16 protein-coding genes are annotated in these 18,478 nt (G+C 34.6%); 3 read left to right on the forward strand and 13 right to left on the reverse strand.

Annotated elements, in window-relative coordinates; translation table 11 throughout:
- Positions 1–70 precede the first annotated feature (70 nt).
- From ACYSNV_RS02250 to ACYSNV_RS02260, 3 genes are read right to left on the reverse strand one after another with little or no spacing between them, the layout of a single operon-like run.
- Positions 71–2,386 carry a penicillin-binding protein 1A gene (locus ACYSNV_RS02250; RefSeq protein ID WP_461760932.1) on the reverse strand — a complete coding sequence of 772 codons (2,316 nt, stop codon included), beginning with the start codon at positions 2,384–2,386 and terminating at the stop codon, positions 71–73.
- Between the two features lie 21 nt (positions 2,387–2,407).
- The gene (locus ACYSNV_RS02255; protein ID WP_461760933.1) at positions 2,408–2,911 is read right to left on the reverse strand and encodes a gliding motility lipoprotein GldH; all 504 of its coding nucleotides are present in this window, start codon (positions 2,909–2,911) and stop codon (positions 2,408–2,410) included.
- On the reverse strand, positions 2,886–4,466 hold the full coding sequence (locus ACYSNV_RS02260; RefSeq protein ID WP_461760934.1) for a PSP1 domain-containing protein: 1,581 nt from the start codon (positions 4,464–4,466) through the stop codon (positions 2,886–2,888). The genes ACYSNV_RS02255 and ACYSNV_RS02260 overlap by 26 nt, the downstream gene beginning before the upstream one ends.
- A 276-nt stretch (positions 4,467–4,742) precedes the next feature.
- On the opposite strand from ACYSNV_RS02260, the gene ACYSNV_RS02265 reads away from it, so the two are divergent.
- Positions 4,743–5,498, forward strand: coding sequence for a 5'-methylthioadenosine/adenosylhomocysteine nucleosidase (locus ACYSNV_RS02265; RefSeq protein ID WP_461760935.1), 756 nt, complete (start codon positions 4,743–4,745; stop codon positions 5,496–5,498).
- A 55-nt stretch (positions 5,499–5,553) separates the two neighbouring features.
- Here ACYSNV_RS02265 and ACYSNV_RS02270 read toward each other — a convergent pair whose 3' ends face one another.
- Complete coding sequence (locus tag ACYSNV_RS02270; protein WP_461760936.1) at positions 5,554–6,621, reverse strand: endonuclease/exonuclease/phosphatase family protein; 1,068 nt, start codon at positions 6,619–6,621, stop codon at positions 5,554–5,556.
- 125 nt (positions 6,622–6,746) lie between these two features.
- On the opposite strand from ACYSNV_RS02270, the gene ACYSNV_RS02275 reads away from it, so the two are divergent.
- Both ACYSNV_RS02275 and ACYSNV_RS02280 read left to right on the forward strand, forming a co-directional pair.
- A complete protein-coding gene (locus tag ACYSNV_RS02275; RefSeq protein WP_461760937.1) occupies positions 6,747–9,518 on the forward strand; it encodes a carboxypeptidase-like regulatory domain-containing protein in 2,772 nt (923 codons plus the stop codon).
- Between the two features lie 12 nt (positions 9,519–9,530).
- Positions 9,531–11,660: a DUF5689 domain-containing protein gene (locus tag ACYSNV_RS02280; RefSeq protein ID WP_461760938.1), complete on the forward strand. Its 2,130-nt coding sequence runs from the start codon at positions 9,531–9,533 to the stop codon at positions 11,658–11,660.
- A gap of 470 nt (positions 11,661–12,130) precedes the next feature.
- On the opposite strand, the gene atpG is transcribed toward ACYSNV_RS02280, so the two are convergent.
- From atpG to ACYSNV_RS02325, 9 genes are all read right to left on the reverse strand, one after another.
- Positions 12,131–12,997, reverse strand: a complete 867-nt coding sequence (gene atpG / locus ACYSNV_RS02285; protein WP_461760939.1) for an ATP synthase F1 subunit gamma — start codon at positions 12,995–12,997, stop codon at positions 12,131–12,133.
- 66 nt (positions 12,998–13,063) lie between these two features.
- Positions 13,064–14,638: a F0F1 ATP synthase subunit alpha gene (gene atpA, locus ACYSNV_RS02290; protein WP_461760940.1), complete on the reverse strand. Its 1,575-nt coding sequence runs from the start codon at positions 14,636–14,638 to the stop codon at positions 13,064–13,066.
- A 42-nt stretch (positions 14,639–14,680) separates the two neighbouring features.
- Positions 14,681–15,217, reverse strand: coding sequence for an ATP synthase F1 subunit delta (atpH, locus tag ACYSNV_RS02295; RefSeq protein WP_461760941.1), 537 nt, complete (start codon positions 15,215–15,217; stop codon positions 14,681–14,683).
- A gap of 9 nt (positions 15,218–15,226) precedes the next feature.
- Positions 15,227–15,727, reverse strand: a complete 501-nt coding sequence (locus ACYSNV_RS02300) for a F0F1 ATP synthase subunit B (protein WP_461760942.1) — start codon at positions 15,725–15,727, stop codon at positions 15,227–15,229.
- Between the two features lie 92 nt (positions 15,728–15,819).
- Positions 15,820–16,014: an ATP synthase F0 subunit C gene (gene atpE / locus ACYSNV_RS02305; protein WP_461753240.1), complete on the reverse strand. Its 195-nt coding sequence runs from the start codon at positions 16,012–16,014 to the stop codon at positions 15,820–15,822.
- A 51-nt stretch (positions 16,015–16,065) separates the two neighbouring features.
- Entirely contained in the window at positions 16,066–17,250 is a 1,185-nt protein-coding gene (gene atpB / locus ACYSNV_RS02310; RefSeq protein WP_461760943.1) for a F0F1 ATP synthase subunit A, read from the reverse strand.
- A 113-nt stretch (positions 17,251–17,363) separates the two neighbouring features.
- A complete protein-coding gene (locus ACYSNV_RS02315; RefSeq protein WP_461760944.1) occupies positions 17,364–17,753 on the reverse strand; it encodes a hypothetical protein in 390 nt (129 codons plus the stop codon).
- 7 nt (positions 17,754–17,760) lie between these two features.
- Positions 17,761–17,982: an AtpZ/AtpI family protein gene (locus ACYSNV_RS02320; RefSeq protein ID WP_461760945.1), complete on the reverse strand. Its 222-nt coding sequence runs from the start codon at positions 17,980–17,982 to the stop codon at positions 17,761–17,763.
- Between the two features lie 21 nt (positions 17,983–18,003).
- Positions 18,004–18,450, reverse strand: a complete 447-nt coding sequence (locus tag ACYSNV_RS02325; protein WP_461760946.1) for a bactofilin family protein — start codon at positions 18,448–18,450, stop codon at positions 18,004–18,006.
- Positions 18,451–18,478 lie beyond the last annotated feature (28 nt).

Genomic DNA, 18,478 nt, shown 5'->3' on the forward strand with positions numbered 1-18,478 from the left:
AGAGTTTTGGTTTAATTAATACTCCTAAAATACAAAAAAAAAACGCCCTTTTAAAAAAGGCGTTTTATATTTAAAAATCAAACTCATCACTTTGTAAAACTTCCTCACTATCATTAGAGGTATCTATCTCAACGGCTGTACAGTCAACACGTATGGATAAGTTATCAGGTTTTATAAAATCACCCTGTGAGACATCTAAAGATTTATCCTTGTATACCTTATTCATATATAGCCCCCATATTGGTAATGCAAGAGTAGCACCTTGCCCATAAGTCATGGTCTTAAAATGAGCTGCACGATCATCGTTACCAACCCAGACTCCTGTTGCCAAATTTGGTACCATTCCAATAAACCAACCATCACTATTGTTTTGGCTTGTTCCGGTTTTCCCTGCAATAGGATTAGTAAATTTATAAGGATGGCCAGTTACACGCTTGTATCCCGCACCTTGCCATGTGGTACGTAATCGAACACCAGAACCGCTTTCTGTTACTCCTTCTAGAAGCTTAACAATTGCATAGGCCACATCAGGACTCATAACATCTTTAGTCTCTGGAATGGCATTATAAAGTAACACCCCATTTTTATCTTGAATTTTTGAAATAAATACAGGTTTAACATAAACACCTTGATTAGCAAAAGTACTATATGCAGCAACCATATCGCTAACTGTAATGTCAACAGCTCCTAAAGCAATGGCAGGACTCTCAGGAATATCAGCCGAAATTCCTAAATCACGAGTCATATCTATAACTGCTTTAGGTCCAACCTTATCCATTAACTTAGCTGTGATAGTATTTACTGAACCAGCCAAACCTTGCTTTAAAGTCATAATTCCTTTATAAGATCGAGATGCATTTTGAGGACTCCAATCTTTGCTGATACCATATTTCCCTTTAGGCATGGTAAAAGGAGAATCAATTATAGAATCACAAGGAGAGTAGTGCAATTGTTCAATAGCTGTAGCATAAACAAAGGGCTTAAAAACAGATCCCACCTGTCTGGCACCTTGTCCCACGTGATCATACTGGAAATGTTTATAATTAATTCCCCCTACCCAGGCCTTAATATGTCCTGTTTGAGGTTCCATAGACATCATACCAGCTTGTAAGAAATGTTTGTAATATACAATAGAATCTAAAGGGGTCATCACAGTATCTACATCACCTTTCCATGTAAAAACACGCATAGGAGTTTTTATTTTAAAAGAAGCCAAGATATCAGATTCTGATTTACCTTGTTTTTTCATCTGCCTGTATCGCTCCGAATTTTTAATTGATCGATTAATTATACCATCTTTCTCCGCATTAGTTATTCCGTAGAAAGGCGCCATGTTATTACCCTTTTGATCGATAAAAAACTGTTCTTGTAAATTAGCTATATGATCTGTAACGGCTTGCTCTGCATATTTTTGCATACGTGAATCTATAGTTACATAAATTTTCAATCCGTCCCTATAAATATCATAAGTACTTCCATCTTTTTTTGGATTTTCCTTTACCCATCTACGCATAAAATCACGTAAGTATTCTCGAAAATAAGTTGCTATTCCATCACTATGACTCTCTGGTGTAAAGTTTAAAGACAAAGGAATTTGTTGCGTCTCCACACTTTGTTCCTTACTTATATAGCCATTACGTGCCATTTGATGCAATACAACATTACGTCTTTTTTGAACCAACTCTGGTCTTCTAACAGGATTAAAATACGCCGGATTTTGAAGCATACCAACAAACATTGCTGCTTCATCTAAAGTTAAATCATTTAACTCCTTACCTAAGTAAATTCGACTAGCTGATCTTATACCTACTGCATTGTTAACAAAATCCGCCTTGTTTAAATACATAGTCAAAATCTCGCTCTTTGTATATTGTCTTTCTAACTTAACGGCAATAACCCATTCTTTGGCTTTTTGTGCGATACGCTTAACTAAACTACGTGATCCCTCCCCATGAAATAAAAGTTTTGCTAACTGCTGAGTAATTGTACTAGCTCCCCCATTACTTCCACCAGATAAAACTGCACGAATTGTCCCTCTTGCATCAATACCTGAATGCTCCAAAAAACGTTCATCCTCCGTAGCTATCAACGCATTTACAAGGTTAGTAGGGATTTCCTCATATTTAACCGGTACTCTATTCTCTAAATAGAATTTACCTATTGTTTTTCCATCGGCAGATATAATTTCCGTTGCTACATTACTAGCTGGATTTTCTAATTCATCAAAGGTTGGCATAGGTCCAAAAACACCCCAAGATGCACATAAAAAGAAAAAAACCACGGCTAGTATTGCCGCCATAAAAAACATCCAAAATGCAATTATGTATTTTTTAAACCCCTTACTTTGTATCTTAGGGGCCTTCTTATTTTGTTTTATTGAACTCATAGTAATTATCTAGTTCTATTTTTATTCTGTTTCAATTCTAAGCCCTATCTCTGAAATACCTGATAGGTCCTGTACTCCCCTTACTTCTCCTAACTCACGTACGGCATGTTCTAAAGTAAACTTATAGGTCCCTTTACTTGGAAAAACATATTGTTTTTTTAGCCACAATTTACTTTCTTTCACATCCGTGAATCCATTTCCTAAAAGTTCACCCTGTCCATTGGCCATTTGATACTGCAAAGTATCAATAACTATATTCATATCAGGTTGATACATTTTAAAAATCACATATATATTACTAAAAGGATAATTGTGATCAGCTCTTATATTTATGAATAAATTTTTTGCTGCTATGGTATCCTCAACTTGGTAAACAAAAGTTTTTATATCATCTTTTTGCCAATACCCTGGGGTCTTTTGATACTGATCAAACAGTACATTTTGTTCCTTCGAACAAGAAGTTAACAAAAAACATACCACAAAAAACAACAAGTAAAATCTACTCTTTATTATTAGATTTATCATTAGAATTATTAGAGTTTTTAGGTCTTCTATTTCGATTTCTATTATTTTTATTTTGTTTAGGTTTCTCAACACCATCAGTTGTAACATCGCTTGTTTTTGAAACCTCTGCTTTTGGTTGCTTCTCTCTAGCTTCCTTATTTTTCTTACCTACTTCTTGTTGATCACCTGAATCTTTTGAGCGCATCTCTCGCTTTACTCTATTATCACGCTTAACACGAGGCTCTTTGCTACTTTTCACAACAGTAGAATCTGGTGATTGCTTTGCTGTCGAGATCTGTTCAATAGCCTTGTTTTCATTTTTAACAGACTTCACCCTATTTCTTTTATTTTTAGGATTTACAGCTTCTGTTTTATTTCTCCCTTCTTGTGGGCTATCTGTCTTTGACTCAAAAGATTTACGAGCTCTTGAGTTAGAGTCTTTTACTCCTTCTTCTTTATCTTTTTTTCGTACAGGTTTTCTTCTTCGCTTAGGTTGATCAAAACGAGTTACACTATCCTCTTCTGCAACATTAATTACATTATCATCTTGAACCTCTAAAGAATAGCTTTCTAACTCTTGTCCGCGTTGATCTTTGCTATTTAAAGAAAGAATTTCTTTTACCTGTTCGGTGGTTAAAACATACCAATTCGCAGAGTTATTTGCGTAAGCAAACCACATCTGTCCTTTGAAAATATCTATTTTTTGACATATTGCTAAACCCTTAACTGTCATTAATTTAGTATCCGAATCTGGCATATCTTTGATTGCCTCTAAATAAGTGTCTAGTTCGTAATTTAAACAGCACTTTAGCTTTCCACATTGTCCAGCTAATTTTTGTGGATTCAAAGATAGTTGCTGGTAGCGAGCAGCAGCAGTATTTACACTACGAAAATCTGTAAGCCATGTAGAGCAACAAAGTTCTCGTCCACACGAACCAATACCTCCTAAACGTGCCGCTTCTTGACGAAAGCCAACCTGTTTCATCTCAATACGAATGGAAAATTCTCTTGCAAAATCCTTGATTAATTGTCGAAAGTCAACACGTTCACTAGCTGTATAATAAAAAGTAGCTTTCGAACCATCGCCTTGAAATTCTACATCAGAAATTTTCATTTCTAAATTTAAACCGATCGCAATTTCTCTAGCTCTCATCCTAACGGGCTCCTCTTTTGCACGAGCCTCTTGCCAGATATCAATGTCTTTTTGAGTAGCTTTTCGATAAATTTTTAAAATGTCACCATTACTATCAACATGTTTTTTCTTCATTTGTACTTTAACAAGTTCCCCGGTTAAAGAAACAATTCCAATATCATGTCCAGGAGATGCTTCAGTTGCAACAATATCCCCCATACTCATAGTTAATTCCTTAGGATAGCGATAAAAGTCTTTCCTTCCGTTTTTAAATCTTACCTCTACTATATCGAAAACTGGCATGTCACTTGGATAAACCATGTTTGCTAACCAGTCAAAAACTGCTAATTTATTACAGCCATCTGTTCCGCATGTTCCTTTACTTTGGCATCCTCTAGGAACTCCATTACTCTCTTTACCTGTTGAACAATTTGTACAAGCCATCTATTTTTATTTATATATATGATTCCCTAAGTGGGAGATTATTTTATCTACGTCGCTGTAAAGATAGTATTTTTAAAGGTCCTATTTTCATTTTTTTATAACTGATATAATTCTATTTAAAGTACATTTGGGTCCTATCTTACTCTGGAAATATTAAAAATGCAACTATAGATTAAATAAATCCGATCTATTATACCTTTTTAATTTTCTTTTTTTATTCTCTTTACCCTCACATGTTTTGTACTTTTGTCAATAATTTTCACACCATAAAATCCAATGCAAACACAAACAATAGGCATATTAGGCGCCATACCCCAAGAAATTAATGGTATCGTAGATTTATTAAACAATAGGTCTGAAAAAACTATTGCCAATCGAACTTACTATCAAGGTACTATTAATAATCAAAATGTAGTTGTAGTTTACTCTCGTATAGGTAAAGTGGCAGCGGCCACAACTGCGACAACTTTATTATTGGAATTTAATGTATCATCAGTTATGTTCATTGGTGTTGCTGGTGCAATACACCCTAAGGTACAAGTTGGTGATGTTGTAGTGGCAAAAGATTTGGTACAATATGATATGGACGCATCTCCTTTACGTCCTGCTTTTGAGATTCCACTTTTAGGTAAAACTTTTTTTGAAACAGATTTAACAAAATCACAGCAGATATTTAAAGCTATAACACAGATTCTAACGACTGATTCTTTAAAAAACATTTTAGGTAAAAAGGAACTTGATAGGTTTAATATAACTCAACCAAAAGTACACTTTGGCACTATTGCAAGTGGTGATCAGTTTTTCTCAACCATTGAACAAAAAACTAACTTACAAAAATCCCTTTCCCAAGTACTATGTGTTGAGATGGAGGGAGCCTCAGTGGCCCAAGTTTGTTATGAATTCAACATTCCATGTATAGTAATAAGAACTATTTCGGATAATGCTAATGAACAAGCAAGCTATAGTTTTGAATCCTTCGTTGAACAAATTTCTCTAGTTTATGGGAAGCAAATCATTCAAAAAATATTATAATTAAAATAAAAATGGCATGTTTAATTAATATACATGCCATTTTTTAATCTCTTTTTTATTTAGCTTCTCTAACTAAATATACATATACCGGAAAGTGATCACTAAATCCTGGAATACCATTACTATTTCTTAAAGGGTAACCTTTATAACGGCCTGAATTTTGGATCATAAAGGGTTTTTTGTAAATTTTTGCCTTCCAAAATTTCCAAGAATCATATCCCTCACTAATGTAAGGTTCTGTTAATATAATTTGATCAAATACATCCCATGCGTCTCTATAAGCTAGAGTACCTTGCCCTTCTTTAGCAAGTTTTTCAAAAGGATTATAAACACCTTTTGGTTCAACTTTTGACTTTTCATCTTTTGCATTTAAGACTTTCTTAATGCTATTATTATAAGGCCCATCGTTCATATCACCCATGGTAATAATCTTCGCATTTGGATTAATATTTTGAAGTGAATCAATGATAACTAAATTAAGAGCTGCTGCTGCTTCTCTTAAAGGACTACTTCGTTTTTCTCCTCCACTGCGAGATGGCCAGTGATTCACAATAAAGTGTATCTGTTCTCCATCTAATAAACCACTTACAACAAGTTGATCTCTAGTGTAGATTCGTTGGGGTTCACCAGTTTTAGAATCTATTTTCTTTTGATCAAAAATAGCCAAAGTATGTGTTTGACTACTTAATGGTTGAAAGTGTTCTCGAGAATACAACAGTGCCACATCAATTCCTCTAAGGTCTGGTGAGTCATAATGAACAATACCGTAATTACCCGGAACAAGTTGAGGGTCATCTACTAAGTCCTCTAAAACTGCTCTGTTTTCCACCTCTGCCAATCCTATAACGGCCGGCATTTTTGGATTATCATCTGTACCTATTTGAGATATTACTCTAGCCAAATTATGAATCTTTTTTTCATATTTATCTTGAGTCCAATTTTGAGCTCCCATTGGAGTCCATTCTAAATCATAAATTGTAGTATCCCTTTTGGCATCAAATAAATTCTCAACATTATAAAATGCAATTGTCTGTATTTCAAATTGTTTTTCTTGTGCAAAAGATTTTATCGAAAAACTTAGCGACAATAAACATATACCTAAAACGATTATTTTTCTGTGCATAGTTAAAAATTATAATTATTTCACTCTATCCTCTAACAAAAATAGTTAAATTTATTTAAATATAGTATATTTATCGTGCAATTAACTTTAAGGATTTTAACAAAAAATCACAAATAATTATTTCTATGAAAAAACTTTTACTTAGTTTATTCCTTGTCTTTAGCGCCTGTCAGCTATATGCACAAGGAGTTAAAGGAAAGATTGTAGATGCGGTATCACTCACACCTATTAATGCAGCATTAATAAATGTAAACGCGACAAACATCTCTACTTTAACTGACAACGAGGGAGTTTTCATTCTAACAGATTTGAAAAACGGTGATCAAACCATTGTACTTTCCTATATGGGGTACGTTACTAAAAGATTACCTATAAGTCTTGATCAAAATGACATTGACTTAGGAACCATTTTGTTAGAAGAAGATTTAGCCTCTGCGACCCAGATGGGACTAATCTCCCTCTCTGAAAATGACCTGGGCGAAGATAACGGTAGCTCTGAATCATCTTCAAGCCTACTTCAGGCATCTAAAAACCCTTTTCAACAAGCGGCAGCCTATAATTGGGGACAAGCATTTTTTCGATTACGAGGACTAGATAATGAGTATGGAAAAACTCTTATCAATGGTATTGTAATGAATAAAATATACGATGGTCGTCCACAATGGTCCAACTGGGGAGGATTAAACGATGCTACTAGAAATCAGACGTACTCCTCTAGTACTTCCCCTTCAGATTTTACTTTTGGTGGGATTTTAGGTACTCAGGAGATCTCCACCAGAGCATCACATATTAGACAAGGTGCAAAAGCCGGATTTTCAGGATCTAACGGAAACTATACATGGAGGCCTTACGCTATTTACTCTTCTGGATTAAATCAAGAAGGATGGGCGTATGTATTCTCGGCTTCTTATCGTGGTGCGAGAGAAGGTTTTTTTGACGGAACAAATTATGATGCTCCATCTTTTTTTGCAGCCATTGAGAAAAAATTCAATGACCAACACAGCTTAAACTTTACTGCTATTTATGCAAAAAACACAAGAGCTAAGAATTCACCAGTAACAGATGAACAAGTTGCTTTAAAAGATTATAAGTATAATTCTTATTGGGGGTATCAAGGTGGAGATAAAAGAAACTCTAGATATAAAAATGTCGAAGAACCTATTTTTATGCTTACCCACTATTGGACTATTAATGAGAAAAATTCACTTACAACTTCAGCAGCTTACCAATTTGGTCATATTGCAAATAGTAGATTTGGATATAAAGACAATTTAAACCCAGATCCTACTTACTATAGAAATATGCCTAGCTTTGCATTAAACTACCACACAAACGGGGTTTGGGATCCAAATTATGAACTTGCAGAACAAAAAGCTATAGCTTTTTCTCAAAACGGACAAATTGATTGGGACTGGATTTACAACGTAAATAGACAAAACAATGGTACGAGTAAAATTATTCTATACGAGGACGTTCAAAGCGAACAAACCTTTAACTTCAACACTAGTTTTAAGTCTCTAATAAATGATCATATCACATTTGATGCGGGTATTAATTATCGTCGTTTAAAATCTCATAACTACAAAAAAGCAATCGATCTACTTGGTGGAGAAAGATATTTAGACATAGATAATTACCAAACTGGAGAGGCTAGAGAAACAGATTTAAATAATCCTAATCGCTATATTGGAAAAAACGATCATTTTGGTTATAATTACAATGTCTTTGCAGATGTTGTAAATGTATTCACTCAATTTGTTTTCGATTATGAGAAAGTTGACTTCTACGTAGCCCAAAACATTGGCTACTCCAATTACCAAAGAGAAGGACTTTATAGAAACGGGATATACAAAGATGATTCTTTTGGTAAAAGTAACAATGTAAACTTTAATAGCTTCGGTTTCAAAGCTGGAGGTACATACCATATTACAGGAAAACATGCCTTGAACTTAAATGCAGCTGTGTATAATCAGGCACCAACAATTCGAAATACGTTTGGAAACGCAAGGGTAAACAACAAAATTACCGAAGACCTAAAAAATGAAGATATTATTGCAGTAGATGCTAGTTACATATTTCGTTCACCTAAACTTAGAGCCATTCTAACAGGATACGTTTCTGAGATTAAGAATGCTACAGATATCTCATTTTACTATGCAGATGGAGCAGGAATAATGAATGAAGATGGAGAATTATTAACTAAAAGTGGTGGTGCGTTTGTATCTGAAATATTAACAGGTGTTAATAAAAGAAATCTAGGCCTTGAGATGGGAATAGAATATCAATTTACACAAACCATTAAAGCTACGGCAGCAGCTTCACTAGGTCAATCTTTTTACACAAACAACCCCAACATTAAATTGAATTCCGATAACGTAGCCAAAACATTTGACTATGGAGAAACCTATTTAAAAAACTATAGATTATCAAACGGTCCACAAACTGCCTTGTCTCTTGGACTTGAGTATAGATCACCACAATACTGGTGGGTAAGTGCAAATATAAACTACTTCAATGATGCTTACACTGATGTTACAGCTCTTAGAAGAACAGATAACTTTGTAAAAGACCCTACTGCCCCTGGTGACATCTTCCCTGGTTTAACACAAGAAATAGTACGTGATATGTGGAAACAAGAGAAATTAGCAGATTTTGCACTACTTAATGTTAGTGTTGGTAAGTCATGGAGACTAGCAAACAGAAATACCATAGGCTTAAACGCAAATATAAACAACGTATTAAACAAGAAATACAAAACTGGAGGTTTTGAACAAGCACGTAATTCAAACTACGCAAGTGAATTAGCTAACAACGCAAGTGGCACCAATACCTTCGCTAATAAATACTTCTATGGATATGGAAGAAACTTTTTTGTAAATCTTTACTACAACTTCTAAATCGCTCTATAAATGAAAACAATACTTAAAAACATTTTATACGCTTGCTTTTTCGCTCTATTTATAGTTAGTTGTGCGAAAAACGATGACTTCACTACTCCCAATGTGGATTTACCATGTGAAGAATTGACAGCCACTGTTACGATGGCTCAATTATATGGAACCATAACTGATAAAATTAGCACTTATGAAAATGATGATATCCTTGAAGGTTATATAATCTCAAGTGACCAAGGAGGAAATTTATATCAAAGCATCTATTTTGTAGATGAAAATAACACTTTCTCGGCACTATTTAGAGCAGATATTCAAGCATACTATGCTTCGTTCCCGGTTGGTACGAAAATCTATTTAAAATTAAAAGACTTAAAAGTTCAAATCAATAATGAGATACTAACCTTTGGAGGACATACCTCTGGTAACTTTGTTCAGACATTAGCATCTCCAACTGCAAGAAAACATATTGTTAGAGGTTGTGAAAGGCTGACACCTGAGCAGATAATGGAAAATTACCACTCAACGGTTACCCTTAAAGAAGCTGTAACAACCAAATACATAGGAAAATTAATTACCATTAAAGATGTGCAGTTTCAAAAGGCATTCTGGGGTAAAACTTTCTATGACCAAGATAATGAAGTATCAGAAACTAATCGAGCAACAAATAACTTGATTGAGAGTAAGACAGATAACCCATCTCCTACTCCTTTTTTCCGAGTTATGCAACAAACTAGTGGTTTTGCACAAGAATTAGTACCTGCAAAAAGTGGTAGCATGACCGGAATCATGACAGCATTTTTAAGTGACCGTCAATTTAATCCTCGTACTATGGCAGATTTAGAAGGACTAAAGGATGACCCATTCCAAGGAGATGATCAAGGAGGTGAAACAGAAGGCCCGGATGATTCTGATAAAGAACCACAAGGTGATGGTACAGATGGGGTAAATCAAAATCAAGGCAAGTACATAGCTAATTTTGGACAATGGAATAACTTTATTGCTTCTACAAATAAATTTGGTCTTCTAGGTCTTGCTCAACAAGCGCAAGGACAAGGACCAGATGGAGCACCTGCAATGACAATCAGAGGCAAGGTAACGAGTAATGCATACCTTTTTACAACGGAAAACCAAACTGTTCCTTCTGGAGCAAAAAGTATAACTTTAAAAGTAAAAGGTACCTCTGCTAAATCTCTTTCCTTTAATCTTTATAGAAACGATGGTACCTATGCCGTGTTTAACTTAGCTACTGATGCACAAATTGAGGCAAAAGAGACAGCCATAATTAAGCAGGATATTACCTTAAAAGCTACAACAAGAGTTCAAACAGGAAATACAGCAAATGGTCAAAATGATTATGTTAGAGCCCAGATAGATTCACCTAACAACTGGATTACAATTACATTAGACTTAACAGGAGTTAACTATAACACTACAGCAAGTGGAAGTGTTTTTGCCTTTAAGCTAGGTTCAAATGCATATTACAATTTAACAGTCGGAGACATAATCTTTGACGGAGGAACTGACACAGGTGAACCTGAAACTCCAGAAGAGCCAGAAAACCCTGGAGGAGATTTTACTGGAGAGGTACTAGGTAGTTTAGCTGACTTTAACAACTGGGAAGGCTTCTTAGCCACATTAACAACACATGGTTTAAAAAACTACGCCACCCAAGCAAAAGGACAAGCTCCAGACGCGAAAGATGCTATGTTAATAGACGCAAAACCATCTGGTAATGATTATGTTTTCACAACAGAAAAACAAACCATACCTGCGGGTACCAAAGCCATCCAATTCCAAGTAAAAGGAACTTCAGCTAAGTCGCTATCTATGAATGTTTATAAAGCTGATGGTTCATATGACGTATTTAATTTAGCTTCTGATGCTCAAATTGATGCAAAAGAGTCACCTAGTATTTCATCTGACGTAACACTATTTGCAACTAAAAAAGTTAATGCCAACACTGGAAGTGGTTCTAATAACTACACCTATGGTACAATCAACTCACCTGATAAGTGGATCACTATAACTTTAGATCTAACAGGTGTAGATATCAATACCACCCAACAAGGTAGTCTATTTGGTTTTAAAGTTGGCTCAGGCCAGCAGTATAATTTACTGTTATCCAATATCAATTTTATAAAATAAATAGCAATCTTCTATAATGCAAAAAGCTCAGTAATAGACTGAGCTTTTTTTTTGGCCTAATTCAAAAATATCTAGTAAAGTTAATTCACCACTCACTCATAACTAAGCAGTAAATAATAAAGTGGCATCTGGTTCACAGGAGTGATATCTATTATCTCCCCGATAAAATGCCGAATAAACCAAGGTATGCAACTAAAAAGTTTTCAATACACAAGATACAAGCTTATCATACATCAAGTAAGTCATCAATTGTAAGACAAATCCCCCACTTAGAAAAATAAAGCCTCAAAAAAGCCTAAAACAACTACCATAAGCCATAAACTTTATGAGTCCACAACCTATTACCAATTTTCACTTATACCCTATCTGTAATGGGCAGTTATATAAAATAAAAAATCCAGAGGTTTAATATCCTCTGGATTCTATATTATGAAACTCTCCAAGGTCTCTTGGACTAAGTTATATCTCAATTATTTATTTAATGCCTCAGCACCTCCAACAATCTCCAAAATCTCATTTGTAATTGCTGCCTGACGAGCTTTGTTGTAAGTAAGCATTAAAGCGTTTCTTAAATCACTTGCATTATCAGTAGCCTTATGCATAGCAGTCATACGTGCACCATGTTCAGAAGCCACAGAATCAGAAACAGCTTTAAACAATTGTGTTTTTAAAGACATAGGAATAAGAGTATCCAAAATCTCTTCTTTCGATGGTTCAAAGATATAATCCATTGAAACAACATTACTTTGCTCAACTACAATAGGCAATAATGGCAAAAATTGCTCTGTAACTACAGTTTGTGTAGCTGCATTTTTGAACTGATTATATACAATTTGAATATTATCGTATTTCCCTTCAACAAATGCGTCCATTAATTTCTGAGCTATTTCTGCACAATGTTCAAAATCGTTATGATCATAAAGATTACTGTCATTTTCAAAAACTGTAAATGTCTTATTTAAAACATCATAACCCTTTTTCCCAATGGTTAAGATATCCACATTGGCATCTTTAAACTGCTTTGCTTTTAAAACATTAGTTTGCTTGATGATATTCGCGTTAAAAGCACCACATAGTCCTCTATTGGAAGTAATAACAACAAGTAGTACATTATTAATCTCCCTTTCCTGAGAGTATACACCTTGGTTATCCCCTTCTAAAGTAGCGCTAATATTTTGGATTATCTCTGTCAATTTTTCAGAATAAGGGCGCATTGCTTCAATTGTGTCTGTGGCTTTTTTTAATTTAGCCGCAGAAACCATTTTCATCGCCGATGTGATCTGCATTGTTGAACCAATAGATGAAATCCTATTACGTATTTCTTTAAGGTTTGCCATTTTTTGATATATAATAATTTGAAAGAATTAGGTCAAAATCTTTACCTAATTCTTTCAACTTAATTCTTAATATTTTGAAGAAACTTCTTTAGCAACTTTTTCAAGTACTGCCGTTAACTCATCTGAATATTTTCCAGCTTTTAATGCATCTAAAGTATCTCTATGACGTGAATTCAAAGCCTCTAAATAATCTTTCTCGAACTCCTTAACTTTATTTACAGGAACGTTTCTTAGTAAGTTCTTAGTTCCAGCGTAAATAATAGCAACCTGATCCTCTACAGAGTATGGATCATTAACTGCTTGTTTTAAGATCTCTACGTTTCTTTTTCCTTTCTCAATAACATTCATTGTAGCAGCATCCAAATCAGAACCGAACTTAGCAAAAGCTTCTAATTCACGGAATTGAGCTTGGTCTAATTTTAATGTACCAGCTACTTTCTTCATCGATTTAATTTGAGCAGAACCTCCTACACGTGATACCGAAATCCCCACGTTAATAGCAGGACGAACTCCTGAGTTAAATAAATCAGACTCTAAGAAAATCTGTCCATCTGTAATAGAAATAACGTTAGTAGGAATATACGCCGAAACGTCACCTGCTTGAGTTTCAATGATTGGCAAAGCAGTTAATGAACCTCCTCCTTTAACAAATGGTTTTAATGACTCAGGTAAGTCATTCATTTCCTTCGCAATATTATCGTCTCCAATAATACGTGCAGCACGTTCTAATAATCTTGAGTGAAGGTAGAAAACGTCACCTGGATAAGCCTCACGACCTGGTGGACGACGTAAAATTAACGACATTTCACGGTAAGCCACAGCCTGTTTAGATAAATCGTCATAAATGATTAATGCAGGACGTCCAGTGTCGCGGAAATATTCTCCAATAGCCGCTCCAGCCATAGCTGCATAAACTTGCATTGGTGCAGGCTCAGAAGCATTAGCTGCAACAATAATAGTGTAGTCCATTGCACCTTTATCCTCTAGAGTTTTCGCAATTGCAGCAACTGTAGAAGCTTTTTGTCCAATAGCAACATAAATACAATAAACTGGTTGCCCAGCATCATAAAATTCTTTTTGATTTAAAATCGTATCAATACATACAGTAGTTTTTCCAGTCTGACGGTCACCAATTACAAGCTCACGTTGACCACGCCCTACAGGGATCATTGCATCGATTGATTTAATTCCAGTCTGTAATGGCTCAGTTACTGGTTGACGGAAAATAACTCCAGGAGCTTTACGCTCTAGAGGCATTTCATATAAATCACCCTCGATTGGCCCTTTCCCATCAATAGGTAAACCTAACGTGTTAACAACACGACCAACCATTTTTTCTCCAACTTTCAAAGAAGCAATACGTCCTGTTCTTTTAACAACTGAACCTTCTTTTACTCCTTTTGAAGCTCCTAATAATACAATACCTACGTTATCTTCTTCAAGATTTTGTACCATTGCCTCTAATCCGTTGTCTAATACAACTAACTCTCCGTATTCAGCATTTGTTAACCCGTGTACACGAGCCACACCATCTCCTACCTCTAGTACAGTTCCAACTTCTTCTAAAGAAGCGTCAGAGTTAAATCCAGATAACTGTTTCTTTAAAATCGCTGAAATTTCAGCTGGTTTAATGTCCGCCATTTTTATCTATGTTTATACACGAAAAATTCGTGCGGTGATTTTTTAATTCGTTAATTCTCTTTTTAAAACTTCCAATTGATTAGCTATGGATGCATTGTATTGTTTATCTCCAATTTTTAGTATAAAACCTCCAATAATTGATGGGTCAACAATATTTGTAATGATAACTTGTTTACCTTGTACCAACTCTGTAGCTTTCACTAAAACTTTAGATTCAAGATCTTTATCCATAGGAATTGCAGTAGTAACAGTAACTCTTTCGATACCTTTATAAGCCTCAAACTGTCTTTGAAAATCTTTGGCAATTACTTCTAATATCGCAAATCTACTATTTGTCTTTAGCAATTTAAACAATTCCTTAGTTCCTTGGTTTGCAGAACTAAATAACTCTAATAATGCGTTTAACTTTACGCTATCGCCAATAACTGGGCTATTTAGAAATGTTTTCAACTCGTTGCTTTGAGAAACTGACTCAGAAATAAGGATCATATCATTATTTATAGCATCAGCATTTCCCTTTTCTATAGAAATCTCTAGCATCGCTTTAGCGTAGCGTGCAGCTGCTCTAGTGCTTACCATAATGATTGATTAATTTAATTTCACATCTCCTAACATCTTCTCAACCAATTTTGATTGAGCCTCCTTGTCAGCTAATTGATCTTTCAGTAATTTCTCTGCAATCTCAATTGAAAGACCTGAAACTTGTTGTTTTAACTCGATAATAGCAGCAGCCTTTTCACTCTCGATTGTCGCTTTAGCCTGAGCAATCATTTTTTGCCCTTGTGCCTCAGCCTCATTTTTAGCATCTGCTAACATTTGCTCTTTAATTTCACGAGCTTCTTTAATTAAAGCATCACGCTCTGCACGTGCCTCAATTAACAATTTTTCATTATCAGCTTGTAAATTTGCTAATTCTCTCTTTGCATTGTCAGCTGCAGCTAATGCATCAGAAATACCTGCTTCACGAGCTTCTAAAGCGTTTACAATAGGTTTCCAAGCAAATTTTCCTAAAAGGAAAATTATAACAACTAAGATGATAAATTGCCAGAAAAATAATCCAAAACTGAAATCGTTAATTAACTTATCCATTATCTAAATTTATACTTTTTAATACTAATATTGTTTAATTAAGAAGTTTATCTGCAACCAACCGTTACAGATAAACTCTTGTTTTGTTTGGATTATTTACCTAAAACTAAAGCACCGAATGCTAAACCTTCTAATAAAGCTCCAATAATGATCATCGCAGTTTGGATTTTTCCAGCAGCTTCTGGTTGACGAGCAATAGCGTCCATTGCAGAAGATCCGATTTTTCCTAAACCGTAACCAGCTCCGATTACGATAATACCTGCCCCAATAATGTTTGGTAATGTCATAGTGATTGATTTATATTAATTAAACAAATTTTAAATTTTAATTTTCTATTATTAGTGCTCTTCATGTTCAGCAACTGCTGAACCAATAAATAAAGAAGATAACATTGTAAAAATAAAGGCCTGTAAGAATGCTACTAAAATCTCTAATATAACTAAGAAAGTTGAAAGGAAAAATCCAATTGCCGTAGCTCCAGGAGTTCCTAAGGCTTCCTTCATTATGAAAATAATAGCAATTAAACCAAAAACAATTGAGTGACCTGCTGTGATATTAGCAAATAAACGAACCATCAATGAGAAAGGCTTAATTAACATTCCCAAAACTTCAATCGGAGCTAACATTATTTTCATTGGAGCTGGTACACCAGGCATCCAAAAGATATGTTTCCAATAATGCTTATTTCCAGAGAAGTTTGTATAAAAGAATGTAAAAATAGCTAAACAAGCTGTAACTGTAATACTACCAGTTACGTTAAATCCTAGAGGAGTTAAACCCAATAGGTTCAGTAAAAAAATCAAAAAGAAAACCGATAATAAATAAGGCATATACTTTTTGTATTTATCTTTCCCAATATTAGGAATTGCCATTTCATCACGAACATAAATAACCAATGGTTCTAAAGCTCTCGCGAATCCTTTGGGAAGGTTATTGGCACCATTTTTATATGTTTTTGCCAATCCTAAGAACATTATAAACAGCAACACAGATGTAAACAACAATGCAGCTACGTTTTTGGTAATTGAGAAATCTAACGGTTTTTGATTAGCCACAAATCCCTTATCATTATAAGTAATAGTACCTTGTGCATCTGTTTTATAGATTTTACCGTGGTAAAGTTTGTAAAACTGTCCCGCTTTCTCAACTATTTTTTTCCCATAATCAAACTCAGAAGACATAAACACATGAAAACCATTATCCACTAAGATTACAGGTAATGCAAAACCGTAGTTTTTATCTTCTGCTTCATCTGAAAAGAATGTAAAATAGTAATCATCAGCTAAGTGATGTTGAATATGCGCAGCGACTTTTTCAGCTTGCGTAGTGTTCCCTTCACGGCCTTCCGCAGCCTCTATTGTCTCAGCAACAGAATTCTGGGTAGATTCTTGGATAGATTGCTCAAGTTCTTCTTGAGTGCTTTTTTCAAGTTCTTTACTACTTGTTTGTGCGTACGAAAATACAGACGTGGCTGTAAAAATAACAGCTGCTAATAAATTCAGTGATTTCTTCAGAGTCACCATACCTTAACTTCTTAAATATTTATGGTTCTTAAAATTTTGTGCAAAAGTACAATAAATCTCTTACAATCATACTTTAATGCGAAATATTTTCAATAACTTTTTTCTATCGTAGTTTACTTATTTAGTACTCTAAAGGCAGTATATGCATCTGTACCTAAGAAAACCAGGACAACAATGACAAAATTATACTTAAAAGCATCATCCGTATCAACATGATCTAAGCCTTGTTCAACAAACAGATAACTACCTATTAATCTTAAAGTTATGAATCCTAAAAAGACAAAACCAAGGTGCTCTGGTAAACTTTTTACAATCCCCACCATAGCTAGTAAAATCACGATTGAAAAAATCAATTCAAAACCGTAAAGTCCAGCTAAACTATAACCTAATTTGCTTAAAGAACTATCCCATCCTGAGAAGTATAAAATCGCATATTGCGCAAAAAAACAAATTACCAAACTAATGATGACCTTTAGTCCTATCTTTAGAATACTCTTATCCATGTATATATTAATTACGATTTAATCGATTTACTTGCTTTATAACTTGGTACAAAGCTAAAGCTACTCCAATCAAAGTACAAATTTTATTTGCTAAACCTTCTTGCAAATTATACTTGTTGTCAAGCCACTGTCCCAAAGTGCTAAAAATAAATATAGTTACCCCCATTTGTACAGGCATAGTAATTAAACTAAGCCATTTATTGGGTCCTTTATCATTTGGATTTTTCAAAGTAAAGAATGTTTTGATTTTTTACTTTTTTTTGGTTGTTTTTACCTTTTGTTCCAATTGAAGAGTCGCCTGCTGACTACCGGCCTGTAAAAGCTCGATTTTGCTAGCAGAATCGCCAAGCATTTTACAACTCACCTCTAATTTACCTCCTGGGTCCACTGCTAACCGACCTGCGAAGATTTCTCCGTTAACCTGAGCAGTTTCTTTTATATGTAAAAGTTCTTGCACATGTAACACACCTTTAACAACACCCTGAATATCTGCATTTAAGCAATCAATATTTCCAATAATCTGAGCTAAAGGACCTATAACTAAACGTCCCTTTACTTTTAAATTACCTTCTAAAGATCCATCAAACCTTAAATCGGCTACAGCCTCAATATCTCCTTTAATAATGGTTTGATCTACAATTCGGTTAGTTTGTCCTAATTGATCCACTGGACCTTTGCTTTTAGTTTTTTGAAACATAACTAATTTTTTTTTTTGAGTCTATTAT

Source organism: Myroides sp. LJL119 (assembly GCF_054871605.1).